The organism is Paraoerskovia marina DSM 21750 (genome assembly GCF_000701465.1).
GTDB lineage: Bacteria > Actinomycetota > Actinomycetes > Actinomycetales > Cellulomonadaceae > Paraoerskovia > Paraoerskovia marina.
Genome location: NZ_JNIY01000004.1, coordinates 142,556 through 163,123, shown reverse-complemented (window position 1 = coordinate 163,123; position 20,568 = coordinate 142,556). Strand labels below are relative to the sequence as shown.

Annotated in this window: 26 protein-coding genes and 1 tRNA gene; 9 read left to right on the top strand and 18 right to left on the bottom strand. The window is 72.1% G+C overall.

Translation table 11 applies throughout. From position 1 onward, the window contains the following. Positions 1 to 34: 34 nt before the first annotated feature. Together ygfZ and Q343_RS0106890 are read right to left on the bottom strand one after the other, a co-directional pair. Positions 35 to 1,177, bottom strand: coding sequence for a CAF17-like 4Fe-4S cluster assembly/insertion protein YgfZ (ygfZ, locus tag Q343_RS0106895; protein ID WP_029252858.1), 1,143 nt, complete (start codon positions 1,175 to 1,177; stop codon positions 35 to 37). After that, entirely contained in the window at positions 1,174 to 1,755 is a 582-nt protein-coding gene (locus tag Q343_RS0106890) for a heme-binding beta-barrel domain-containing protein (protein WP_029252857.1), read from the bottom strand. Before Q343_RS0106890 ends, ygfZ begins: the two co-directional genes overlap by 4 nt. A 188-nt stretch (positions 1,756 to 1,943) precedes the next feature. On the opposite strand from Q343_RS0106890, the gene Q343_RS0106880 reads away from it, so the two are divergent. Then, positions 1,944 to 2,318 carry a DsrE family protein gene (locus Q343_RS0106880; protein ID WP_231959293.1) on the top strand — a complete coding sequence of 125 codons (375 nt, stop codon included), beginning with the start codon at positions 1,944 to 1,946 and terminating at the stop codon, positions 2,316 to 2,318. A gap of 13 nt (positions 2,319 to 2,331) precedes the next feature. Here Q343_RS0106880 and Q343_RS0106875 read toward each other — a convergent pair whose 3' ends face one another. Genes Q343_RS0106875 through Q343_RS0106865 form a run of 3 tightly spaced genes read right to left on the bottom strand, consistent with a single transcriptional unit; the run spans position 2,332 to position 3,979 of the window. Continuing rightward, a complete protein-coding gene (locus Q343_RS0106875; RefSeq protein ID WP_029252855.1) occupies positions 2,332 to 2,784 on the bottom strand; it encodes a DUF4395 domain-containing protein in 453 nt (150 codons plus the stop codon). Beyond that, positions 2,781 to 3,245 carry a thioredoxin family protein gene (locus Q343_RS0106870; protein ID WP_043109739.1) on the bottom strand — a complete coding sequence of 155 codons (465 nt, stop codon included), beginning with the start codon at positions 3,243 to 3,245 and terminating at the stop codon, positions 2,781 to 2,783. Before Q343_RS0106870 ends, Q343_RS0106875 begins: the two co-directional genes overlap by 4 nt. Next, complete coding sequence (locus Q343_RS0106865) at positions 3,242 to 3,979, bottom strand: hypothetical protein (protein ID WP_029252853.1); 738 nt, start codon at positions 3,977 to 3,979, stop codon at positions 3,242 to 3,244. Before Q343_RS0106865 ends, Q343_RS0106870 begins: the two co-directional genes overlap by 4 nt. A gap of 150 nt (positions 3,980 to 4,129) precedes the next feature. Here Q343_RS0106865 and Q343_RS0106860 point away from each other — a divergent pair, with 150 nt between their 5' ends. Next, entirely contained in the window at positions 4,130 to 4,846 is a 717-nt protein-coding gene (locus tag Q343_RS0106860) for a winged helix-turn-helix transcriptional regulator (RefSeq protein ID WP_052367046.1), read from the top strand. Continuing rightward, on the top strand, positions 4,843 to 5,796 hold the full coding sequence (locus Q343_RS0106855) for an alpha/beta fold hydrolase (protein WP_029252851.1): 954 nt from the start codon (positions 4,843 to 4,845) through the stop codon (positions 5,794 to 5,796). Before Q343_RS0106860 ends, Q343_RS0106855 begins: the two co-directional genes overlap by 4 nt. Here Q343_RS0106855 and nth read toward each other — a convergent pair. Continuing rightward, on the bottom strand, positions 5,783 to 6,475 hold the full coding sequence (nth, locus tag Q343_RS0106850) for an endonuclease III (RefSeq protein WP_029252850.1): 693 nt from the start codon (positions 6,473 to 6,475) through the stop codon (positions 5,783 to 5,785). The genes Q343_RS0106855 and nth overlap by 14 nt on opposite strands. A gap of 169 nt (positions 6,476 to 6,644) precedes the next feature. On the opposite strand from nth, the gene Q343_RS0106845 reads away from it, so the two are divergent. Continuing rightward, positions 6,645 to 7,322: a Crp/Fnr family transcriptional regulator gene (locus Q343_RS0106845; RefSeq protein WP_029252849.1), complete on the top strand. Its 678-nt coding sequence runs from the start codon at positions 6,645 to 6,647 to the stop codon at positions 7,320 to 7,322. Positions 7,323 to 7,410: 88 nt separating this feature from the next. On the opposite strand, the gene Q343_RS0106840 is transcribed toward Q343_RS0106845, so the two are convergent. Together Q343_RS0106840 and sp36 are read right to left on the bottom strand one after the other, a co-directional pair. Next, the gene (locus Q343_RS0106840; RefSeq protein ID WP_029252848.1) at positions 7,411 to 7,890 is read right to left on the bottom strand and encodes a RidA family protein; all 480 of its coding nucleotides are present in this window, start codon (positions 7,888 to 7,890) and stop codon (positions 7,411 to 7,413) included. After that, complete coding sequence (sp36, locus tag Q343_RS15330; RefSeq protein WP_169738964.1) at positions 7,887 to 8,051, bottom strand: Sp36 family protein; 165 nt, start codon at positions 8,049 to 8,051, stop codon at positions 7,887 to 7,889. Before sp36 ends, Q343_RS0106840 begins: the two co-directional genes overlap by 4 nt. Positions 8,052 to 8,179: 128 nt before the next feature. Here sp36 and Q343_RS0106830 point away from each other — a divergent pair, with 128 nt between their 5' ends. From Q343_RS0106830 to Q343_RS0106820, 3 genes are all read left to right on the top strand, one after another. Then, positions 8,180 to 10,531: a transglycosylase domain-containing protein gene (locus Q343_RS0106830; RefSeq protein ID WP_029252847.1), complete on the top strand. Its 2,352-nt coding sequence runs from the start codon at positions 8,180 to 8,182 to the stop codon at positions 10,529 to 10,531. Between the two features lie 74 nt (positions 10,532 to 10,605). Continuing rightward, on the top strand, positions 10,606 to 11,457 hold the full coding sequence (locus Q343_RS0106825; protein ID WP_345940089.1) for a metallophosphoesterase: 852 nt from the start codon (positions 10,606 to 10,608) through the stop codon (positions 11,455 to 11,457). Positions 11,458 to 11,522: 65 nt separating this feature from the next. Further along, a tRNA-Pro gene (locus Q343_RS0106820) sits at positions 11,523 to 11,599 on the top strand. Positions 11,600 to 11,691: 92 nt separating this feature from the next. Here the strand turns inward: Q343_RS0106820 and Q343_RS0106815 are convergent. The 5 genes from Q343_RS0106815 to Q343_RS0106795 form a co-directional block, all read right to left on the bottom strand. Further along, the gene (locus tag Q343_RS0106815; protein ID WP_029252845.1) at positions 11,692 to 12,216 is read right to left on the bottom strand and encodes a hypothetical protein; all 525 of its coding nucleotides are present in this window, start codon (positions 12,214 to 12,216) and stop codon (positions 11,692 to 11,694) included. Between the two features lie 40 nt (positions 12,217 to 12,256). Beyond that, a complete protein-coding gene (locus Q343_RS0106810) occupies positions 12,257 to 13,168 on the bottom strand; it encodes a formate/nitrite transporter family protein (protein WP_248616767.1) in 912 nt (303 codons plus the stop codon). 61 nt (positions 13,169 to 13,229) lie between these two features. Continuing rightward, the gene (locus Q343_RS0106805; protein WP_029252843.1) at positions 13,230 to 13,562 is read right to left on the bottom strand and encodes a DM13 domain-containing protein; all 333 of its coding nucleotides are present in this window, start codon (positions 13,560 to 13,562) and stop codon (positions 13,230 to 13,232) included. Continuing rightward, positions 13,559 to 14,002 carry a DUF1003 domain-containing protein gene (locus Q343_RS0106800; RefSeq protein ID WP_029252842.1) on the bottom strand — a complete coding sequence of 148 codons (444 nt, stop codon included), beginning with the start codon at positions 14,000 to 14,002 and terminating at the stop codon, positions 13,559 to 13,561. Before Q343_RS0106800 ends, Q343_RS0106805 begins: the two co-directional genes overlap by 4 nt. 52 nt (positions 14,003 to 14,054) lie before the next feature. After that, positions 14,055 to 15,152 (bottom strand): 3-deoxy-7-phosphoheptulonate synthase, encoded by a 1,098-nt coding sequence (locus Q343_RS0106795; protein WP_052367044.1) that lies wholly within the window; start codon positions 15,150 to 15,152, stop codon positions 14,055 to 14,057. A 403-nt stretch (positions 15,153 to 15,555) separates the two neighbouring features. Here Q343_RS0106795 and Q343_RS0106790 point away from each other — a divergent pair, with 403 nt between their 5' ends. Further along, the gene (locus tag Q343_RS0106790) at positions 15,556 to 16,044 is read left to right on the top strand and encodes an NUDIX domain-containing protein (RefSeq protein WP_029252840.1); all 489 of its coding nucleotides are present in this window, start codon (positions 15,556 to 15,558) and stop codon (positions 16,042 to 16,044) included. A gap of 29 nt (positions 16,045 to 16,073) precedes the next feature. On the opposite strand, the gene Q343_RS0106785 is transcribed toward Q343_RS0106790, so the two are convergent. The 4 genes from Q343_RS0106785 to Q343_RS0106770 form a co-directional block, all read right to left on the bottom strand. After that, complete coding sequence (locus Q343_RS0106785) at positions 16,074 to 16,808, bottom strand: glutamine amidotransferase (RefSeq protein ID WP_029252839.1); 735 nt, start codon at positions 16,806 to 16,808, stop codon at positions 16,074 to 16,076. Between the two features lie 68 nt (positions 16,809 to 16,876). Continuing rightward, the gene (locus Q343_RS0106780) at positions 16,877 to 17,599 is read right to left on the bottom strand and encodes a hypothetical protein (RefSeq protein ID WP_029252838.1); all 723 of its coding nucleotides are present in this window, start codon (positions 17,597 to 17,599) and stop codon (positions 16,877 to 16,879) included. Beyond that, the gene (locus Q343_RS0106775) at positions 17,596 to 18,573 is read right to left on the bottom strand and encodes an ATP-binding cassette domain-containing protein (protein ID WP_052366968.1); all 978 of its coding nucleotides are present in this window, start codon (positions 18,571 to 18,573) and stop codon (positions 17,596 to 17,598) included. Before Q343_RS0106775 ends, Q343_RS0106780 begins: the two co-directional genes overlap by 4 nt. Then, positions 18,570 to 18,995: a GntR family transcriptional regulator gene (locus Q343_RS0106770; protein ID WP_029252836.1), complete on the bottom strand. Its 426-nt coding sequence runs from the start codon at positions 18,993 to 18,995 to the stop codon at positions 18,570 to 18,572. Before Q343_RS0106770 ends, Q343_RS0106775 begins: the two co-directional genes overlap by 4 nt. A gap of 161 nt (positions 18,996 to 19,156) precedes the next feature. On the opposite strand from Q343_RS0106770, the gene Q343_RS0106765 reads away from it, so the two are divergent. Further along, a complete protein-coding gene (locus Q343_RS0106765) occupies positions 19,157 to 19,351 on the top strand; it encodes a hypothetical protein (RefSeq protein WP_155990667.1) in 195 nt (64 codons plus the stop codon). 78 nt (positions 19,352 to 19,429) lie between these two features. On the opposite strand, the gene Q343_RS0106760 is transcribed toward Q343_RS0106765, so the two are convergent. Next, positions 19,430 to 20,554, bottom strand: a complete 1,125-nt coding sequence (locus Q343_RS0106760) for an aspartate-semialdehyde dehydrogenase (protein WP_043109863.1) — start codon at positions 20,552 to 20,554, stop codon at positions 19,430 to 19,432. Positions 20,555 to 20,568: the final 14 nt, after the last annotated feature.

Sequence of the window (20,568 nt, the reverse complement as noted above, 5' to 3'; positions counted from 1 at the left end):
GACAGCGTGCCGTCTCGTGTCAGGCTCGGCACCTTCAGATCATGCTGGCGGGACCGTCGCGGCGGGGAGTGACGCCCCGGGCGACGGGCCGGCGGGCGGCCGGACGGTCGACGGACACGCCGTCGCCGGGGACCACCTGTTCCTGGGCGGCGCTGACGGCACCGCCGTCGCAGTCGACCAGCAGCTCGGCGTCCGACGGCGCGGACCGCTTCAGGACGGCGAGCGCGACGGGTCCCAGCTCGTGGTGGCGGGCGACGGACGTGACCGCACCGAGGGCACGGCCGCCCTCGTCGGCGCGGATCTCCGCGCCGGGCTCCGGCAGCAGGTGCCCGGACCCGTCCAGGTGCAGCATCGTGAGCCGACGGGGCGGGCGTCCGAGGTTGTGGACGCGCGCCACGCTCTCCTGCCCGCGGTAGCAGCCCTTCTGCAGGTGCACGGCGGTCCGCAGCCAGTCAAGCTCGTGCGGGATCGTGCGGTCGTCGACGTCGACCCCGAGGCGTGGCCGCCAGGCGACCACGCGCTCGGCCTCCGACGCCCACGTGCCCGCGAGCTGCCACCCGGCGGCCTCACGGGCGGCGACGGCGTCGACGAGCTCGGCGCGCGGGACCAGGACGAGGCGCCAGGCGCGCTCCGCTCCCGGGTGCTCGTCGGCGGGAGGCCCGTAGCGCGTGCCGCCTGCGGCGACGGCGGGCCAGGGGTCACGCCACGTCACCGGTTCGCCGTCGATCCCCTCGGCGTCGACGGGCTCGCCGATCACGGCGAGCTCTGCCGAGAGGTCCGTGATCTCGACGCGCATCATGAACTTCATCCGGTCGAGCCACGCCGCAAGGTCCGCGGCGTGCGAACCCTCGGTGACCAACCAGGTCGCCTCGCCGTCGTCGACGACGCCTGCGGCGTGCTCGACACGGCCCTGCGGGCTCAGTACAAGAAGCTCCGTCGAGGTCCGCGGGGCGAGGTCCTGCAGGTGCTGCGAGGTGATCGAGTGCAGCCACGACAGCCGGTCCGGACCGGCCACGCGCACGACGCCGAGGTGGGACTGATCGACGACGGCCCCGCCGCGCTCGAGCGCACGCTGCTCGGCGGTCGGGTCGCCGTAGTGCCAGGCGACCCCTGTGTCGGGGCCGGCCGCGGGGACGGCGCCCGGCCGGTCGAGCAGGGGGCTGGCGAGGCCCGTCACTTCTGTGCCAGACGCGCGGACGCGTACGGCTGGAGCTCGTTGCCGAAGGCCGCGAGCTCCTCGTGCCACAGCAGGTCACCCTCGACGAACCCGTACATCCGCTGCGAGGCGGTGACCTCCGTGGCGGTCGTCGTCCGTGCGACGAAGTCGGTCGCCAGCTCGATGCGGCCCTGGCCCACCGTCCCGAGGAACAGGCTGGCCCGCCCGGCGGCGTCCGCGACGATCACCTCGACCGGGAAGCGGTTCTCGGGCAGCCCCTCGGGCCGCTCGCTCGACACCCGCCAGTAGCCGGTCTCCGTCGACCAGACCGTGGACGGGACGTCGTCGTCCACGCTCGCCTCGGCGTCGGGCCACAGACCGACGGCCGGGTCCGCCGGCGTGGGCTGCTCGTCGAGGATCCGGATCGTCGACTCGTAGCGCAGGTACGGGCCGCCGTCGTGGTCGAACGTCACGTCGTTGACGAAGACCGCCTCGTCGACGCCGGGGTAGTTGACGACACCCTGGCCGCGCCAGCTCCCGACCAACCACGCGAGCGGGTAGACCTCCGGGGAGAGGTCGTCGGAAATCTCGAACGGCATGAAAACCTCAGTTCTGACCCTTGTAGAGCTTGTACACGACGTAGAACGCGAACCAGGTGATCGTGACGGTCGCCGCGATCAGCAGGCCGAGGAAGATGAGTTCGAGGGCATGTGTCGACATGCGAGCGATCCTACCCGCCGCGCCGGAGCCTGGGGAGTCGGCACCGGCGGCGTCTACGCTGGCGGCTGTGAACGCACCTATGCCGCGCAGGCTCGTCCTCAAGGCCACGAGCGGCGCCGACCGGCCAGAGACGATCAACCAGGTCTTCACCGTCGCCACCGCCGCACTCGCCGCCGGCACGGAGGTCGGTGTGTGGCTCACCGGCGAGGCGGCGTGGATGGCCGTGCCGGGCCGCGCCGACGACGTCGCGCTGGAGCACGCGGCTCCGTTGGCCGACCTCGTCGCCGCGGTGCTCGAGGCGGGGACGCTGACGGTGTGCACGCAGTGCGCCGCACGGCGCGGGATCACCGAGGCCTCGGTGCTGCCCGGCACGAGGATCGCCGGGTCGTCGCTGTTCGTCGAGGAGATCCTCGACCCGACGGTGCAGGCTCTCGTCTACTGACCCGCGGACGGGTCTACCGGCCGCCGGACGTGCTCTGCCGCGCCCGGAGCCGCTGCCCGAACATGTACAGCTCGCAGCCCAGGCACAGCCCGAACGCCGCGTTGAGCAGCGCCGCCATGAGCGCGATCGCGGCCGCCACGGGAACCGCGCCGGCCGACCAGGTGAGGCCGAGCACCACGCCGATCAGGCAGATCACGAAGCCCACCTGCTGCGCGAAGCGCGGCGGTCGCGGGTCCTCGCGCTCCGTCGGCGGGTCGAGCCGCGGGGCGATCCATCGTCGGTACAGCCGCCCCTGCCACGTCGCGCCCGGCCCCCAGACCGCGCCGATGCCGAACCCGACGGTGACCAGCACGAGCAGGCCCCACGCCTCGGGGGTCGCCCCGAGGAGGACGACGATCGCGAGGAGGAAGGCCGTGATCCCGGCGCCGACGCGGGGTCCGCGCGGGTCGATTCCCTGAGTTGTCATCGTTCTGCTCCGGTGTTCTGCGCGGGGGTCGAGATCTCGGCGCGGGCGCGGGCGACCGCCTCGCGTGCCTGTGTGGGCGTCATCGCACCCGACGCGCGCACGACCTCGGTGCCGTCGGTGCCGACGACCACGACGGTCGGTGTGCGCAGGACGCGCAGCGCCGCGGCCAGGTCCCGGTGCTCGGCGACGTCGAGCTCGACGTGGACGACGCCCTCGTCCGCGGCGGCGACCTCGGACAGCACGCGGGCCGTCTGCCGGCAGGCGCTGCAGATCTCGGCGGACATCTGCATCAGCACGATCCGGTCGTGCGGGAGCCCGAGGTCGGCCCACGGTGCGGCACCTGCCCGCTGCGCGGGCCCCGTGTCGCTCGTACGGACCACACCCTGACGCGAGCGCCACCACACGCCGACGACGACGCTCAGGGCGAGGACGGCCAGGAGCATCCAGAGGTTGTCGGTCATCCGGCCAGCACCCGCCCCACGACGTAGACGATCGCCCCCGTCACCGCGACAGGCACGCAGATGGCGGCGACGCCGGCCGCCCGGCTGTCGCGGACCACGGGCACCCGGTCGAAGAGAAGGTGGTTGGACGCCACGACCACACCGGCGACGACCCCGGCCCAGAGTCCGCGCGTCAGTCCGAGGTCGGGCATGAGCCAGCCGACCAGCCCGGCGGCGGCGACGGCGACGCCGACGGTCGCGACCTCGCTCCACCAGCCGCGGAGCGGGAGCGCCGCGAACGCGGCGGCGATCGCCAGACCGACGGCGCAGGCCACGACGAGCGGCACGCCGGAGTCCCCCCGTGCCGAGGCGAGCCAGCCGGCCGCGGCGACCGCCACGACCACCCCGGAGACAGTTCCCGTCACCGAGTCGACCAGGCGTTCGCGCCCGTCACGTCGGAGGAACTCGTTGACGAACGCGAGCAGGAGGGCCATCGCGAGGACCAGCGGAAGGTTGCGCAGAGCCTGCTCGCCCTCGGTCAGGTAGACGGTCGCGACGGCACCGAGCCCGGCCAGCGCGATGACGAATCGCGTGCCTCCGGCGGCAGGGAGATCCAGGAGCGCGGGCCACCCGATCACGACGAGCAGGACCAGCAGCGTGGCCGCGCCGGCAAGCACCGTGGGGCCGAAGTACGCGGCGACGGCGACGAGGGCGGCGAGGCAGGCGGTCGCGACCGAGCGGTTCTCGGTGCGCATCAGCGGGTCTCGGGTCGGGTGGACACGCGTCAGATTCTCGCAGACGACGCGCCCGAGAGGCGACGTCGGCCGCGAACCGCGCGGCCACGGGCTCCGGGCACGGTAACCTGGGCCACCGTTCGAGTGGTCTGCACTGTAGGAGGTATGCCGGTGGCCGTCCTCTTAATTCTCACGCCGTCCAACGGCGGGTCCGCGGACGTGCTGCCCTCGTTGGGCCTGATGAACCACCGGATCCGCGTCCTTCCGATGGAACCGTCGGCGCTCGTGGACGCCCCCGACGCAGACGTGGTCCTGCTCGACGCGCGCCGCGACCTGGTCGCCGCGCGCACCACGTCCCGCATGCTCCGCGCGACAGGGATGGACGTCCCGCTCGTCCTCGTGATGACCGAGGGAGGGTTCACCGTCGTCAACGCGGAGTGGGGGGCCGACGAGATCATCCTGGACTCCGCCGGGCCCGCGGAGGTCGAGGCGCGGCTCCGACTCGTGCGCGAGGCGTCGCCGAGCCGCGCGACCGACGAGCACGAGGAGATCGCCGCCGGGGAGCTGGCGATCGACATCAGCGGCTACTCGGCACGGCTCCGCGGGCAGCCCCTCGACCTCACGTACAAGGAGTTCGAGCTCCTCAAGCACCTCGTGCAGCACCCGGGGCGCGTCTTCACCCGCGCACAGCTTCTCCAGGAGGTCTGGGGCTACGACTACTACGGGGGCACGCGCACGGTCGACGTCCACATCCGACGACTGCGGGCCAAGCTCGGCGCCGAGCACGACCAGCTGATCGGCACGGTCCGCAACGTCGGCTACCTGTTCAACGCGCCGAAGGAGAACGGCCCCGAGGTGACCGTGGTCGACGACGGCAGCCTCTCGTGATCGCGGACTACACGGTCGCGCTCCAGCCGGGCCCGTGGCGGCACGAGATGGTCCCGGCCAACGGGTCGCGGTTCCACGTCGCCCTCGCCGACCCGCCGTGCCCGGCGGGCGTCACCCGGACGCGGAACGACTCCCCGCTGGTGCTCCTGCTGCACGGGTTCGCCCAGACGTGGTGGGCGTGGCGCCACCAGATCCCCGCGCTCTGCGACGCCGGGTACCGGGTCGCCGCGATGGACCTGCGCGGTACCGGCGGATCGGACAAGCCTCCGCTGGGCTACGACGCGCCCGCACGGACCCGCGACGTCGCCGGGGTGGTCCGCGCGCTCGGCGCCGACCGCGCCGTCGTGATCGGTCACGGCTCCGGCGGTGCGCTCGCGTGGGGCACGGCCGCGCTCCAGCCCGCCGTCGTGGCCGGCGTCGGGTGCGTGGCCAGCCCGCACCCCGCCCGGCTCAACGTCCCGCTGCGCAAGGCCCTGACACCCGTCGCTCTGCGCCGTCTGGCCTTCGCCCAGGTGCCGACGCTGCCCGAGCGGGGGCTGGTGAGCGGCGAGCTCGTCGACGAGTACCTCGCCGAGGCCTCCGTCGTCCCGCCGGCACACGACGTCGTCACGGCCTACCAGGCCGCGCTGCGCATCCCGTTCACCGCCCACAGCACGATGGAGGCCGTGCGGTGGACCGTGCGCTCCGCGGGACGTCCGAGCGGTCGCCGGTACCTCGCCGCGCTGCGTCGTCCGGTGACGGTCCCTGCTCTGCAGGTGCACGGCGAGCGCGACCCGTACCTGCGGCGGTCGACCGTCGACACTGACGCCGCGGCGATCGCGCGCCATCTCCGGTTCGAGTCGCTCGACGGCGTCGGCCACCTCGTGCCCGAGGAGGCACCGGAGCGCGTGAGCTCGCTGCTCGTCGACTGGCTCGACGAGACCCAGGAGCGCCGGTCTACGACGTCTTGACGAGCCGTTCGGCTCGGACCGGGTCCTGCTCCCCGACCCCCGAGGACGGGCACAGGTGCGCGAGGGCGCACGCCCCGCACGCCGGCGTGCGGGCGTGGCAAACCCGACGCCCGTGGAAGATCGTGCGGTGCGAGAAGATCGTCCACTCGCGCTTCTCGATCAGCCCCGCGACGGCGGACTCGACCTTGACCGGATCCTCCTCGGCGGTCCACCCCCACCGGCGCACGAGCCGCCCGACGTGCGTGTCCACGGTCAGCCCGGGCACGCCGAACGCGTCACTCAGCACGACGTTCGCTGTCTTGCGGCCGACGCCCGGCAGAGAGACGAGCGCGTCCAGGTCGGCCGGGACCTCGCCGTCGTACCGCTCGACCAACGCCTGACCGATCCCGACGACGGACCGCGCCTTGGCCCGGAAGAACCCGGTGGGCCGCAGGATCTCCTCGAGCTCCTCGCGGTCTGCCCCGGCGAGCGCCGCCGCGTCGGGGAACCGGGCGAAGAGCTCCGGCGTGGTCGCGTTGACGCGCTTGTCCGTCGTCTGGGCGGAGAGCACCGTGGCGACCAGCAGCTCCAGCGGTGAACGGAAGTCGAGCTCGCAGTGCGCGTCCGGGTGGACCACGGCAAGCTCGCGGTTGGTGCGTCGCGCCCGGCGGACCAGTGCGAGTCGGCTCTCGGTCGTCACGCCCGCAGCCTACCGACCGCCCGCAGGACCCGCCCTGACCTCCGCGGTCTTCACAAAGTCGGCGCATTTGCACCGATGGTGCAAACTTGGTGGTGACGGATCCCGACGGGATCGACGTCCGCGGGTGATCCCGTACGGACGGTCGGACGGACGACGAAGGACATTACGCGTGGACGACGACGTTGTGCTCTCGGCCCCTCTCTTCGCCACCATGGAACGCGAAGAGACCCGGCGACTCTTTGAGTCGATGACCGAGATCGACCTTTCTCGCGGCGAGGTGCTGTTCCGCGAGGGCGAGCCCGGCGACCGGCTCTATGTGATCGGCAGCGGCAAGATCAAGCTCGGCCGCCGCTCCACGGACGGCCGCGAGAACCTGCTGTCCATCCTCGGCCCCGGCGAGATGTTCGGCGAGCTCTCCCTGTTCGACCCGGGCCCCCGCACCGCGACGGCCTCCGCCGTCTCCGAGGCCACGGTCCACGAGCTGGCCCACCAGTCGCTCGTGTCCTGGATCGAGGCGCACCCGGGCGTCGCGACGCACCTGCTGCACGCGCTCGCGCGTCGTCTGCGCCGCACCAACGAGACGCTGGCGGACCTCGTGTTCTCCGACGTGCCCGGCCGCGTCGCCAAGGCGCTCCTCGACCTGTCGAACCGGTTCGGCGAGCAGACCGACGAGGGTCTGCGCGTCGCCCACGACCTCACGCAGGAGGAGCTCGCGCAGCTCGTCGGTGCCTCGCGCGAGACGGTGAACAAGGCTCTGGCCGACTTCGCCGCCCGCAACTGGGTCCGCCGCGAGGGACGTGCCATCGTCCTCCTGGACGTCGACCGCCTGGAGCGCCGCGCGCGCTGACACGCCCCGCACGCACGAAGGCCGCCCGATCGTCGATCGGGCGGCCTTCGTCGTCGGGCCCCGCGGACTCGCACGGGACACCGCAGCCCTACTCCTCGAGCTCGACGACGAGCTCGACCTCGACGGGGGCGTCGAGCGGGAGCACGGCGACCCCCACCGCGGAGCGCGCGTGCACGCCCGCGTCCCCGAAGAGCTCGCCGATCAGCGTGCTCGCCCCGTTCACGACGGCGGGCTGTGCGGTGAACGAGGGGTCGCTCGCCACGTAGCCGACCACCTTGACGACGCGCGCCACCCGGTCGAGCGAGCCCGCGACGTCGTGGATCGCGGCCAGGGCGTTGAGCACGCACACCCGTGCCTGCTCGGCGGCGGCCTCGGGCGTCACGTCGGCACCGACCTTGCCCGTCACGGGCAGCGTCCCGTCGACCAGCGGCAGCTGCCCGGCGGTGTAGACGTACCGACCCGACCGCACGGCGGGCACGTACGAGGCGAGCGGTGCCGCGACCGGGGGAAGCTCGAGGCCGAGCTCGGCGAGGCGCCGCGCGATCGTGCCGGGTGCGGAGGCCGTCACGCCTCGCCCGTCGGACGCTTGAGGTAGGCGACGAGCCCGTTGCCGTCAGGTCCGGGGACGACCTGGACGAGCTCCCAGCCGTCGGAGCCCCACGTGTCGAGCACAGCCTTGGTGTTGTGAATGATGAGCGGAATGGTCGCGTATTCCCAGGTGGTAGCCATGTGCCGAGCCTAGCCGGACGACGGGGCCTCACATCTCGTCGACGCGTCCGTCGCGATCCCCACACGATCATCACACCTTGGCCACGCCCGTCCCCCGCTCCGGCAGGCCCCTCCCGTAGGCTAGGGCCATGGTCAATCGGTCTCACGGACGCCACGTCAACGTGGTGCAGCTGCTCGCGCTGATCCTTGCCCTGGTCCTCCTCGCCGGCGTCGGCGGGATCCTCGCCGGCGGCCTGCTGGTGCCGCTGGCCGCCGGGGCGAAGACCGTGACCGACACCGCCGTGCAGGTCTTCGACGACCTGCCCGACGAGCTGGAGCCCGGGCCTCTGTCGGAGCAGTCGGTGATCGTGGCCAACGACGGCAAGACCGTCATCGCCCGCTACTGGACCGAGAACCGCATCGTCGTCCCGCAGGACGAGGTCTCGGACAACATGCAGAACGCCGTAGTCGCGACCGAGGACAAGCGGTTCTACGAGCACGGGGGCGTCGACGTCGAGGGCACCGCCCGTGCCGCCGTCAACAACTTCGCGGGCGGCGACCAGCAGGGTGCGTCGACGCTGACCCAGCAGTACGTCAAGAACGTGCTGATCGAGAAGGCCGTCCGCGACGACGACCCGCTCGCGATCGAGGCGGCGCAGGAGAGCACGCTGGAGCGCAAGGCCAAGGAGGCCAAGCTCGCGATCTCCCTCGAGAAGCAGATGACCAAGGACGAGATCCTCGAGGCCTACCTCAACATCGCGCAGTTCGGTGTGGGCATCTACGGCGTCGAGACGGCCGCCCGCTACTACTTCGGCAAGAACGCCGCCGACCTCAACGTCACCGAGTCGGCCACGATCGCCGGGATCACCAAGTCCCCGACGGCGTACGACCCGACCCGCAACCCCGAGGACACCGAGAGCCGCCGCAACATCGTCCTCAAGCTGATGTACGAGCAGGGGTACATCACCAAGGACGAGTACGACACCGCGCGCTCGAGCAGCATCGAGGACACCCTCGACGTGCACCCCACCGAGGCGGGCTGCCAGGCCAACCAGACGTACGCGTGGTTCTGCGACTACGTGACCAAGGAGATCGTCGACAACGAGCTCTACGGCGAGACCGCCGAGGAGCGTCAGGAGCTGCTCTACCGCGGCGGGCTGACCATCACGACGACGATCGACCCGGACATGCAGAAGGAGGCCCAGAAGTCCGTCGCCGCCGGCGTGCCGGCCGACGACGACTCCGGTCTCGAGAGCGCGCTCGCCTCGATCGAGCCCGGCACGGGCAAGATCCTCGCGATGGCGCAGAACCGTCCGTACGACGCGACCACGGAACCCGAGCCGTTCACGACGGCGATCAACTACTCCGCGGACCCCGCCCACGGCAACTCCGGCGGGTTCCAGGTGGGCTCGACGTTCAAGCCGTTCGTGCTCGCCGAGTGGCTGCGCTCCGGCCACACGCTGTACGACGAGGTCCCAGCGGCGAAGCAGACGTACGTCGTCAACCAGTTCGACACCTCGCCCTGCGCGCGCCTCTCGAGCGAGACGTGGAGCCCGGCCAACGCCGAGGGTGTCGCGTCCGGCAACATCTCCGCGCTCGAAGCCACCAAGAAGTCCGTGAACTCGGCGTACGTGGCCATGGGCAAGCAGCTCAACCTCTGCGACCTCGCCGACACCGCGTGGGACATCGGCTACCGCCCCACCACCACCGCGATCGCCACGGACACCCACGCCAAGGGCGACAAGCTCAATGCACCGACCGAGGAGGACGTCAACGTCTTCGCACCGATGATCATCGGTACCCAGGCCTCCGCGCCGCTGCTCCAGGCCTCCGCGTACGGCACCTTCGCCTCCGGCGGTACCTACTGCGAGCCGCTGGCGATCACGAAGGTCACCGACACGGACGGCAACACGATCGTCGAGCCGGAGTCGACCTGCACCGAGGAGGCGATCGACCCCGACATCGCCAACACCGTCGCGTACGCGATGACGCAGGCGTTCACCCCCGGCGGCACGGCCTCGAACGACGGCCTTGCCGACGGTCGACCCGCCGCCGCGAAGACGGGAACGACGAACCTCAGCAGCCAGACGTGGTTCAACGGCTACACCCCGCAGATCTCGACGAGCGTCTGGGTGGGCAACGCCGAGTCCGAGGACGACCACCTCCAGTTCGAGGTGAACGGCGTCTGGTACACCCCGCTCTACGGTGGCGACGTCGCCGGGCCGATCTGGACGGACTTCATGGACGACGCCGTCGCCGGGATGCCCGTCGAGGACTTCGGGACACCGAGCGCCAGCATGATCGGCACTCCTGCCCCGCCGCCCGCGCCCGCGCCCGCGCCGACGTCCGACGACTCGGACGACTCCGACTCCGACTCCGGCGACTCGGACGGCGGCGACGGTGGTGACGGTGGTGACGCCGACGGCGGCGGCAACGGCAACAGCGGTGGGAACGGCAACGGCAACGGCAACGGCGGAGACGACTCCGGGAGCGAGGACTGAGCGCGCGACGCACGGCAGCGCGGACGGTCGCCTGGACGGCCGGGCTCGGCCTCGCGGGCATCGCCTACGCGCACGTGGAGACCAAGCTCTTCACGGTCCGTGAGGCCACGCTGCCGGTCCTCCCGGCGGGGATGGCCGACCTCCGTGTCCTGCACATCTCCGACCTGCACCTGACGCCCACGCAGCAGCGCAAGATCGACTGGGTCCGCTCGCTCGCCGAGCTGCGACCGGACGTCGTCGTCGACACCGGCGACAACATGGCGCACCGTCAGGCGCTCGCACCGCTGCTGCACGCCTTGGAGCCGCTCCTGGCGTCCTCCGCGGGGACGTTCGTGATGGGCTCGAACGACTACTACGCCCCGCACGCCAAGAACCCCGCCCGGTACCTGCTCCCCGACGCACGGGTCCCGCGCCGCAACCCGGAGCGCGATCTCCCGGCCGAGGAGCTCGCGCGCGAGCTCCGGTCCGCGGGGTGGAAGGACCTCACCAACCGGCGCGACGTGCTCGAGGTGGGAGGTCGTCGCATCGAGCTCGCCGGGGTCGACGACCCGCATCTCGACCTGGACGTGTTCCCGACGCCGGCGCCGCGCTCCCCCGGGGCGTTCCGGCTCGGTGTCGCGCACGCCCCGTACCGGCGCGTGCTGAACGCGATGCACGACGACGACTCCGACCTGATCCTGGCCGGCCACACCCACGGCGGGCAGCTCTGCGTGCCGTTCTACGGCGCTCTTGTCACCAACTGCGACCTGGACCGCCGCCGTGTCTCCGGCGTCCACGGGTGGCCCGGCGAACGCCCGGACAGGCCGGGTGGTGAGGGCTCCACGATGATGCACGTCTCGGCCGGGGCCGGGACGTCGCCGTACGCGCCGGTGCGATTCGCGTGCCGCCCGGAGGCCACGTTGCTGACCCTGACAGCCGCTCCGTAGCGCCGGTTTCGTCGAACGGGCATGTGTCGGCTATTCTGAGCAGGCTTCGCTACGCAGTGGAGCACCGGGGTGTGGCGCAGCTTGGTAGCGCGCGTCGTTCGGGACGACGAGGTCGCAGGTTCAAATCCTGTCACCCCGACCAGCACGAAGGCCTGAGATCCAGTGGATCTCAGGCCTTCGTCGTTCTCGGGCCTTCCGGCGTGCCTTCACCCGGCCCGCGCCCGTCGCGCTCCGCTACTCCTCGGTCTCGCAGAGCACCTGCGGGTCGCCGGAGACGACCGTCGGCGAGAGGCGGACGGTCTGCACGGTGTCGACGCCGAGGGTCGAGACGGCGAGCGCAAGATGCTGCACCCGCGTCCCCGTCCGCGCGTCGCCCTCGGGTGGGTCGGGCACCACCCATGCCGTGACGCTCTCCCCGGGGCCCACACGGCTGCTGCTCTCCCCCGGGCTCCCGTCGCTCTCGAAGACGACCAGGACGCCGTCGTGCGCCCCGGAGAGTGTCGCTGCGACGCTGCCGTCGTTGACGAGCTCGACCCGTGCCGCGGGTCCGTCGACGGCGACGACGGCCCGCGTCCCGCCCGCCGTCTCGCAGTGGGGCGCCGAGTCGGGCGTCGTCCCGGCCGCCACCTCGGTGGTGCCGGTGGCGACGGTCGTGGCTGCTGCTGCGGGCGTCTGGACGAACCGTGGGCCCTGCCGGGCCGCGACCTGCCAGATCACGACGACGACGATCGCCACGATCAGCGTGACGGCGACCAGCATGTGCAGGTGGTGCCGGTGGGCGAGCTCGTGACGCGCGGCGTCAGGTGAGGGTGTCGGCGCCGGAGCGCCCGGGGGCGGCGTCGATGTCGACATCGACGGCGGTGGACGGCTCGGCTGCTCCCCCATGTCCTGACCCTAGTGAGCCGTCCGGGGCACCGCCCGTCGAGGCGGGGGTGATTCTCCCGGCGACGACGACGTAGCCGAGCCCGACGACGACGGCACCGCCCACGAGGTTGCCGAGCCCGACCCAGACGACGTTCTCGCCGAACGTCGCCCACGTCGTCATGTCTCCGGTGAACAGACCGAGGCTGAAGGTCGTCATGTTGGCGACGACGTGCTCGAACCCGGAGGCGATGAACGCGAAGACGGCCCAGAAGATCACGATCGCCCTGCCGACCTCGGTCTTCAGCCGACCGCAGGCCCAGATGGCCGCGCAGACGAGGATGTTGCAGAGGACCCCGCGGAAGAACATCTCCCCGGCGGTCTCGTGGGCCTTGTGGTCGAGCATCGACGCCAGCATCTCGTGCGCCGCGGGGTTCGACTCGAGCACCTTGGACTGCACGACCATCCACGCGAACGCCATGGAACCCAGGAGATTGCCCACCAGGCACAGGGCGAGGGTCCCGACCGCCGTCGTGAACCGCACTGCGCGGGTCGCCACGCCCTGGCTGAGGATCATCATCGCGGAGGTGGCGAGCTCGGACCCGGCGAAGACGACGAGGGTCAGGGCCGCCGCGAAGACGACGCCCGAGACGAGCTGGCACGCCGGGTCCCCGGCGGCGAGGAACGGGCCCGCCGTCGCCAGCATGAGCACGACGCCGACACCGATGTACATCCCGGCGAGCATCGCGGAGACGGCGTAGCGGAACGGGTGCTGCCGCGCCGTCGACACCTTGACCTTGGCGGCGTGGCTCTGCTCGGTCACGGTCTCGGGGAGGGTCAGCACGTCCATACTTTGTGCCTATTTTCACAAGCCTGCACCGGTGCCCGCGGAGCGGACGAGCCACGTCCACCTACCGGTCGACGCGAAGCCACTCCCCCGCACCGAAATACACCGAGTACACCGTGCAGTGCACGACGACGTGCCGCAGGTCCGCCACGTCGACGCCGTCGGGCACGGGGAAGGACAGCTCGGGAGTCCGGTCGGGCACCCGGCCCAGCTGGACCGCCGAGCGGTCCACGCGCCCGTCCTCGCGGGCCGTCACGTAGAGCCGGACGTCGGGGGCGCCCGGGGCGACCCAGAAGTCCGTCAGCCGCACGACGGCGGAGCCGTCGGCCTCGCGCTCCAGGACCGCCCTGCCGCGGGCCTCGTGCCCGGTGATCGTCGCGGTGGCGTCGGTCGTCATCGGTCCGTCCTTCCGTCGTCGTCGGCGTGCTCGGTCGCGAGCGGGCGGGCCAGGCGCGTGACCTGCGCGGACAGCGCGTGCAGGTCGTCCTCCGTCCGCGCCGCCACGAGATAGGTCTCTCGGTCCCGTGCACGGTCGCGCATCGCGGCACGACGCTGCGTGAGCAGGATCAGCGGGCCGTAGAACGCCGAGATCACGCCGAGCCCGCCCGCAAGCCCCGCGACCATGATCATCGGGTAGGGCTCGAACGGCCGCCAGACGACGTTCACCGCGATCCAGACGACCATCGCCGTCGCGAGCGCCAGCGAGAACCACCAGGACGCCACGACGGCGGCGACCCTCGAGGCGGCCCGCTCTGCGGCCCCCATCGGAGCCTCGGCGAACATGCTCAGCGCGTGCCCGCATTGCGGGCAGGACGGCGGGGTGTCGGCGTGGTCCACCCCGCCATCGTGACCCGTCCGGCGCACGCGCGCCCCCTGGGGGCGCAAGCGGTCAGGCGCGCCGGGCGCGCACCGCCGCCGCGAGCTCGCGCAGGAGGTCGGCGGTCGTGTCCCAGTCCATGCACTTGTCCGTCACGGACTTGCCGTACTCCAGGCCGCTGGGCGCCGGTGCCTGCGCGCCCGCCACGAGGAACGACTCCATCATCAGGCCCGTGATGCCTGCCTCGCCGGACGCCAGACGCTCGGCGATCTCGCGCACGACCTCCGCCTGACGCACGTGGTCCTTGCCCGAGTTGCCGTGCGAGGCGTCGACGACGAGACCGTGCTCGACGGCGCCACCCAGGCCCGAGGTGCGCGCGACGTCGAGGGCTGCGGCGACGTCGTCGGGCGAGTAGTTGGGCCCGCCCCGGCCGCCCCGGAGGATCACGTGGCAGTCCGGGTTGCCGGCAGTCTCGACGGCCGCGGCACGCCCCACGGAGTCCATGCCGAAGAAGGTGTGCTCGCTCGCGGCGGTGATGCAGCCGTCGACGGCGATGCGGATGTCGCCGTCCGTGGCGTTCTTGAAGCCCACCGGCATCGACAGGCCGCTGGCGAGCTGGCGGTGCACCTGCGACTCGGCGTTGCGGGCGCCGATCGCGCCCCAGCTCACGGCGTCCGCGATGTACTGCGGGCTGGTCGGCTCGAGGAACTCGCACGCCGCCGGGACCCCTGCGTCGAGGACGCCGAGGAGCACCTCCCGGGCCAGGCGCAGGCCACGGTTGACGTCGTGGGTGCCGTCGAGATCGGGGTCGTTGATCAGGCCCTTCCACCCGACGGTGGTCCGGGGCTTCTCGAAGTACACGCGCATGACGACGACCAGGTCCTGCTCCGTCTCCCGCGCGACGGCGGCCAGGCGCCGCGCGTAGTCGAGCGCAGCCTCCGGGTCGTGGACCGAGCACGGCCCGACGATGACGACGAGCCGGTCGTCCGTCCCGTCGAGCACGTCGCGCACGGCACGGCGCGACGACGTCACGAGGTCCGATCGTGCGTCACCCAGCGGGAGGTCCGCGAGCATCTCCGCCGGAGCGGGCAACGGGTCGAGGGCGCGGACGCGGAGATCGCTCGTGCCGGTGCGCGGGGCGTAGTCGGGTGTCGTGGTCACGTCGTCCATCGTGACACCTGCGGCACCCTCCGGCGCGGAGGTGTCCACCGTTCGTGCTGCCGGGACGAGCGTGGGATCGAGGTCGAGCGAGGTCGAGGTCATGCGAGGGGCTCCTGGTTTCTGATCTGCTCAGGCGGAGCCGGCTCACCGCATCCTGTGTCCGGAGCGGCCCGTCTGAATGACGAAGGGCCCGGACGCGGGTTGCGTCCTGGCCCTGTTCTGGCTCCGGTGGGTGTGGTTGGTCAGGCGTGCGCCCGCTCGGCCCCACCAGGAGCCAGCGTAAAGCGCCAATACCAACGGATGTCCACGAGCAGAACGTAGCACGCGCCGTCGAGCGGACGCCGACAGGTGTCCACGATGCGGTCCGTCACGGCGAGAGGAAATCTGCGGGCGGTGCGTCTAGCGTCGGCCCATGGCCATTCCCGAGCACGTCGCCCACCTCCGCTCCCGCGTCGGCACCGATCTCCTGTGGATGCCTGGTGTCACCGGCGTCGTCCTGCGCGACGACGGGCGTCTCCTGCTGGGCCGGCGCGCCGACTCAGGACGCTGGGCCCTCCTGAGCGGGATCCTCGACCCGGGTGAGGAGCCGGCCCGCGGGTTCGCACGGGAGGTGCTCGAGGAGTCGGCGGTCGTCGTCGAGGTCGTCGGCCTGGTCTCGCTCACGACGACGCCCGTCATCGTCTACCCGAACGGGGACCGCACCCAGTACCTCGACGCGTTCTTCCTGGCCCGGGCGGTCTCCGACGAGGCCGCCGAGCGCGCGCAGGTCAACGACGACGAGTCGCTGGCGATCGGGTGGTTCTCGGTCGACGACCTTCCCGACGTCCCACCGTCCGTCTCGTCGAGGATCGCCGAGGCCCTCGACTTCGCGCGGGAGCCGGGGCCGACCCGGTTCGTCTGAACCACCTCAGTCGCGGGCGTAGCGCACCCTCAGTCGCGGGCGTACCGCTCGACGAACGCCCGCATGATCCGGCCCGGCGCACGGACGTCGCGTGACCGGGCGCGGTCCGCCACCGCCTGCGCCTCGTCCGCCGGGAAGTACCCGTACTCGCGGTAGACGCCGATCCGCTCGACGATCCCGTCGACGTCCAGCTCGGGGTGGAACTGGGTGGCGTAGGCGTTGGGGCCCACCCGGAACATCTGCACCGGGCAGTTCGCCGACCGGGCGAGCAGCACGGCGCCCCGCGGCAGCACACGGCACGCCTCCTTGTGCCCGACGTAGGCGGCGAACTCGTCCGGCAGGTCGGCGCACAGCGGGTCGGCGCGGCCCTCGGGCGTGAGCTGGACGGTCACGGGCCCGACCTCCTCGCCGTACGTGGTGTCGACGACGCCGCCGCCGTGGAGCCCGAGGGTCCCGACGCCGTAGCAGGCCCCGAGGAACGGGAACCGGCGGTCCAGGATCTCGTCCAGCAGCGGGGCGAGCTCGGCCTCAACCCTGCGCTGGGTGGGGCTCTTGGTCGCGGCGTCGTCGGAGGAGTTGAACGGCCCGCCGCCGAGGACGACACCCGAGTAGTCGTCCAGGTCGACCGCGGGCATCGGCCCCTGCTCCATCCGCACGCGGTGCAGCTGATGCTCCTCGAGCCCGCCGAACCGGCGGAACGCCGCGTACTCCCCGTCGGCGGCGACGTCCTCGGCGCGCGTCGCCAGGAGCAGGAACGGCTTCATGTCCGGGAGCCTAGGTGCGCTGCGGCCCGCACGCCCGTCCAGGGCCGCGGGCCGCAGACCGTGCACCGTCAGCCGACGCGCGGGCGCACCTGGAGATCGCGGAACATGAACCACAGCGCGGTCGCGGACGCCGCGAGCGCGACAGCGCACCCGACGACCACCACGGCCGGCGACGGCAGCGGCAGTCCGGTGACGAGTCCCACCGTCGTCGCGTACTCCGCGAGCGCCGGCGGCAGGAGGAGCAGGAGGAGGACCGCCGTCCCGACCCACCCGCCGAACCGGTAGTAGCTGATCGCGATCGCGTTGCCGGTGAAGACGTAGACGATGCACAGCGCGACCTGCGTGCCGAGGTACGTGAGGATCGGGAACGGGTCGCCGACGACGGGCACGTCGAGCCACCCGAGCACCACCGGCTGGACGACGACAAGCAGCGTCGAGACCGCCGCGAACATGAGGCCGACGGCCGCCCCGCCACGCAGGAACCCGCGCGTCAGGGTCCTGCGCGTGCCTCCCGCGGCGAGATGCACCGGAGTGATCATCAGGGGCAGCAAGATCGCCATCACGAAGAGGAAGAAGCGCGCGGAACCGGCCGGCCCTGCTGCCGGGTTGATGCCGACGCCTCCGTTGCGGACCTCGATCGTGATGACGACGACCGCTGCGACGACAGAGACCACGAAGTACCAGATCCCGATGTACCAGGTCCCGCCGACGGCGTACTGGGTGACCGCGCGCGTGGCACGGCGTTCGTGGTCGGCGACGGCCTCGCGGCGTGCCTCGAGGGTGGTGGTCATCGCTCCTCCTGCGGCTGTGCGACGGGGGCGCCGGAGCCCGGCTGGGCCGGGGCGACGTCCGTGGCGGTGAGGTGGACGAAGAGGTCCTGCAGCGTGACTCCGTCGAGCTCGAGACCGTCGGAGACGGCGGCGGCTCGCTGTGCTGCGTCGAAGGACCCGAGGACGGCGACCTGGGCCGTGCGCCCGAGCCGCTGCTCGGACAGGACCCGCCGGTCCCCGACGTGCCGCGCCACGACGTCGGCGGGGCCGGTGAGGCTCGTGCCGCGCCCCCGGAGGTCCTCGGCGGGCTCGCTGAGCAGCGTGCGTCCGTGGTCGAGGATCGCGACGTGCTCGAAGAGCCGCTCGATCTCCTCGATCAGGTGGCTGGACAGGACGATCGTGCGGGGATGCTCGGCGTAGTCGGCGAGGAGCAGGTCGTAGAACGCGTACCGGCTGGGTGCGTCCATGCCGAGGTAGACCTCGTCGAAGATCGTCAGCGGTGCGCGGGAGGCCAGGCCCACGGCCGCCGCGACGGCGGACTTCTTGCCCCGGGACAGCGCCTCGTACTTGGTGCACCGGTCGACCTCGAGGGTGTCGAGCACCAGACCGGCGAGATCGGCGTCCCAGGCGGGACGCAGCAGCTCGTAGTGCGAGAGCGACTCCGAGACGCGCTCGTCGCCCCAGACGTCGCCGGACTCGCGGACGAGCTGGACGTTCATGCTCGCCCAGGGGTTCTCGTACGCGGCCTCGAGGCTTCCCGGCTCGCCGACCAGCACCTCGCCCGAGGTCGGGCGACGGAACCCTGCGAGGAGGGAGAGCAGCGTCGACTTGCCGGCTCCGTTGCGGCCGAGCAGCCCCGTGATGGTCCCGGCGGGGATGGTCAGGTCGGTGCGGTCGAGGGCGGGCTCGCCGTCGCGGTCGTAGCGCACGACGACGTCCCGCAGCTCGGCAGCGAAGGGCGCCACGGTCTCGGCGGACTCGGGCTTCGCGGTCATGAGGTCACCTCGTCGGGCCGGGGATCCTGTGCGGGGGCGGAGGTCTGCGCGGCGGCAGGCCGAGCGGCCGAGGCGCGTCGCCGGACGTGGTCGAGCACCGTGCTCAGCGGGATGCCGAGCACCTCTGCGCGGTCGAGCGCCGGGTCGAGCACCTCGGCGACGTACGCCGCACGGTTGGCGGCGAGCAGCGTCTCGTGGGCGCCCGGGGCGACGAACATGCCGACACCGCGGCGCTTGTAGAGCACCCCCTCGTCCACCAGGCCGTTGAAGGCCTTGGCTGCGGTCGCCGGATTGATGCGGAACGTCGTCGCGAACTGTGTGGTGGACATGACCTGCTCCTCCTCCCGGAGCTCGCCGGAGAGCACCTGTGCGCGGAGATGGTCGGCGATCTGCACGTAGATCGGCTCTGGCCCGTCGAACATGCCCTCTCCTTTCATCCTCGTTGGTTCGTTACTTGACCAATGAACCACAGAACGCGTGAGTGGCGCAAGAGGAGACTCACCGAGGGTCTGCGTGCGCAGAGCCACACTGGGTACGCTCGTCCGATGCTTCCCTCCGGCCGAGCACCCGCAAGATGCGCCCGATGACGAGGCGCCTGATCGTCCCCGGCCTCGTCGTCCTGATGATCGGCTCGTACTTCGCGGCGTTCGAGGTCACCGGCGCGGCCTCGACGGTGCTGCGCATCGCGTCCGCCGTCTTCTTCGTCGCGTCGGTCGTCGCGTTCAATCTCCTCGTCACCCGACGGCGCAGACCTCGGGGGCCCGCGCGTCCGCGGTGAGGACGGACCTTCGGACAGACGAACGACGGGAGGCGGCGGGGCATCCGCCCCACCGCATCCCGTCCGGGCTCTCGAACGTCAGTCGCCGAGGGCGGCGGCGTCCACGGCGTCGAGGGTCTGCAGCTCGGCGAGGTCGGCAGCGACGAGCTCGGCGATCTGCACGGCGTTCAGCGCGGCGCCCTTGCGCAGGTTGTCGTTCGCGACGAACAGGACCAGGCCACGACCGCCGGGCACGCTCTGGTCCTGCCGGATGCGCCCGACGAACGACGGGTCGGCCCCGGCGGCGAGCAGCGGCGTCGGGACGTCGGCCAGGGCGACACCCGGGGCGTCGGCCAGCAGCTCACGCGCACGCTCCGGCGTGATCGGCTCGGCGAACTCGGCGTGGATCGCGAGCGCGTGCCCGGAGAACACCGGCACCCGCACGCACGTCCCCGCGACGGCGAGCTCCGGCAGCGCGAGGATCTTGCGCGACTCGTTGCGGAGCTTCTGCTCCTCGTCGGTCTCTCCCGACCCGTCATCCACCACGGACCCGGCCATCGGCAGCACGTTGAACGCGATAGGCGCCACGTACTTGACCGGGTCCGGGAAGGCGACCGACGCGCCGTCGTGCACCAGCCCGAGCGTGTCCTGCCCGACGGCGGAGCGCACCTGGGTGTCGAGCTCTTCCGCCCCGGCGAGGCCGGACCCCGAGACGGCCTGGTACGTGGCGACGACCAGGCGCTCCAGGCCCGCGACGTCGGCGAGCGGCTTGAGCACCGGCATCGCCGCCATCGTCGTGCAGTTCGGGTTGGCGACGATGCCCTTGGACGCCTCGGAGATCGCGTCCGGGTTGACCTCGGAGACGACGAGCGGGACGTCGGGGTCCAGGCGCCAGGCCGACGAGTTGTCGATCACCAGCGCGCCGGCCTCCGCGAACCGGGGGGCGTGCTCGCGCGAGGTGCCACCGCCGGCGGAGAACAGCGCGACGTCGATGCCGGCGAGGTCGTCCGTCGCGGTGGCCGCGACGTCCTCGACGACGACGTCGTACCCGCGGAACGGGAGCGTCGTCCCGGCCGACCGGGCCGACGCGAAGAACCGGATCGTCGAGACCGGGTAGTCGCGCTCCTCGAGCAGACGACGCATCACGGCACCGACCTGCCCGGTGGCACCGACGACGGCGACGGCGACGCCCTCGGGGGCGATCTCAGCGGGGATCGTGGTCATCTCTGCCACCCCTC

What these genes read in the sequence shown, in the direction of transcription:
- Q343_RS0106775 (WP_052366968.1), bottom strand. Translation starts at nt 18,573, where the DNA reads ATGACCGCGAAGCCCGAGTCCGCCGAGACCGTGGCGCCCTTCGCTGCC.
- Q343_RS0106765 (WP_155990667.1), top strand. Translation starts at nt 19,157, where the DNA reads ATGACGAGGCGCCTGATCGTCCCCGGCCTCGTCGTCCTGATGATCGGC.
- Q343_RS0106875 (WP_029252855.1), bottom strand. Translation starts at nt 2,784, where the DNA reads ATGACAACTCAGGGAATCGACCCGCGCGGACCCCGCGTCGGCGCCGGG.
- Q343_RS0106815 (WP_029252845.1), bottom strand. Translation starts at nt 12,216, where the DNA reads ATGCTGGTCGCCGTCACGCTGATCGTGGCGATCGTCGTCGTCGTGATC.
- Q343_RS0106870 (WP_043109739.1), bottom strand. Translation starts at nt 3,245, where the DNA reads ATGACCGACAACCTCTGGATGCTCCTGGCCGTCCTCGCCCTGAGCGTC.
- Q343_RS0106790 (WP_029252840.1), top strand. Translation starts at nt 15,556, where the DNA reads ATGGCCATTCCCGAGCACGTCGCCCACCTCCGCTCCCGCGTCGGCACC.
- Q343_RS0106830 (WP_029252847.1), top strand. Translation starts at nt 8,180, where the DNA reads ATGGTCAATCGGTCTCACGGACGCCACGTCAACGTGGTGCAGCTGCTC.
- sp36 (WP_169738964.1), bottom strand. Translation starts at nt 8,051, where the DNA reads ATGGCTACCACCTGGGAATACGCGACCATTCCGCTCATCATTCACAAC.
- Q343_RS0106780 (WP_029252838.1), bottom strand. Translation starts at nt 17,599, where the DNA reads ATGACCACCACCCTCGAGGCACGCCGCGAGGCCGTCGCCGACCACGAA.
- Q343_RS0106890 (WP_029252857.1), bottom strand. Translation starts at nt 1,755, where the DNA reads ATGCCGTTCGAGATTTCCGACGACCTCTCCCCGGAGGTCTACCCGCTC.
- Q343_RS0106785 (WP_029252839.1), bottom strand. Translation starts at nt 16,808, where the DNA reads ATGAAGCCGTTCCTGCTCCTGGCGACGCGCGCCGAGGACGTCGCCGCC.
- Q343_RS0106760 (WP_043109863.1), bottom strand. Translation starts at nt 20,554, where the DNA reads ATGACCACGATCCCCGCTGAGATCGCCCCCGAGGGCGTCGCCGTCGCC.
- Q343_RS0106795 (WP_052367044.1), bottom strand. Translation starts at nt 15,152, where the DNA reads ATGGACGACGTGACCACGACACCCGACTACGCCCCGCGCACCGGCACG.
- Q343_RS0106805 (WP_029252843.1), bottom strand. Translation starts at nt 13,562, where the DNA reads ATGACGACCGACGCCACCGCGACGATCACCGGGCACGAGGCCCGCGGC.
- Q343_RS0106865 (WP_029252853.1), bottom strand. Translation starts at nt 3,979, where the DNA reads ATGCGCACCGAGAACCGCTCGGTCGCGACCGCCTGCCTCGCCGCCCTC.
- Q343_RS0106810 (WP_248616767.1), bottom strand. Translation starts at nt 13,168, where the DNA reads ATGGACGTGCTGACCCTCCCCGAGACCGTGACCGAGCAGAGCCACGCC.
- Q343_RS0106770 (WP_029252836.1), bottom strand. Translation starts at nt 18,995, where the DNA reads ATGTTCGACGGGCCAGAGCCGATCTACGTGCAGATCGCCGACCATCTC.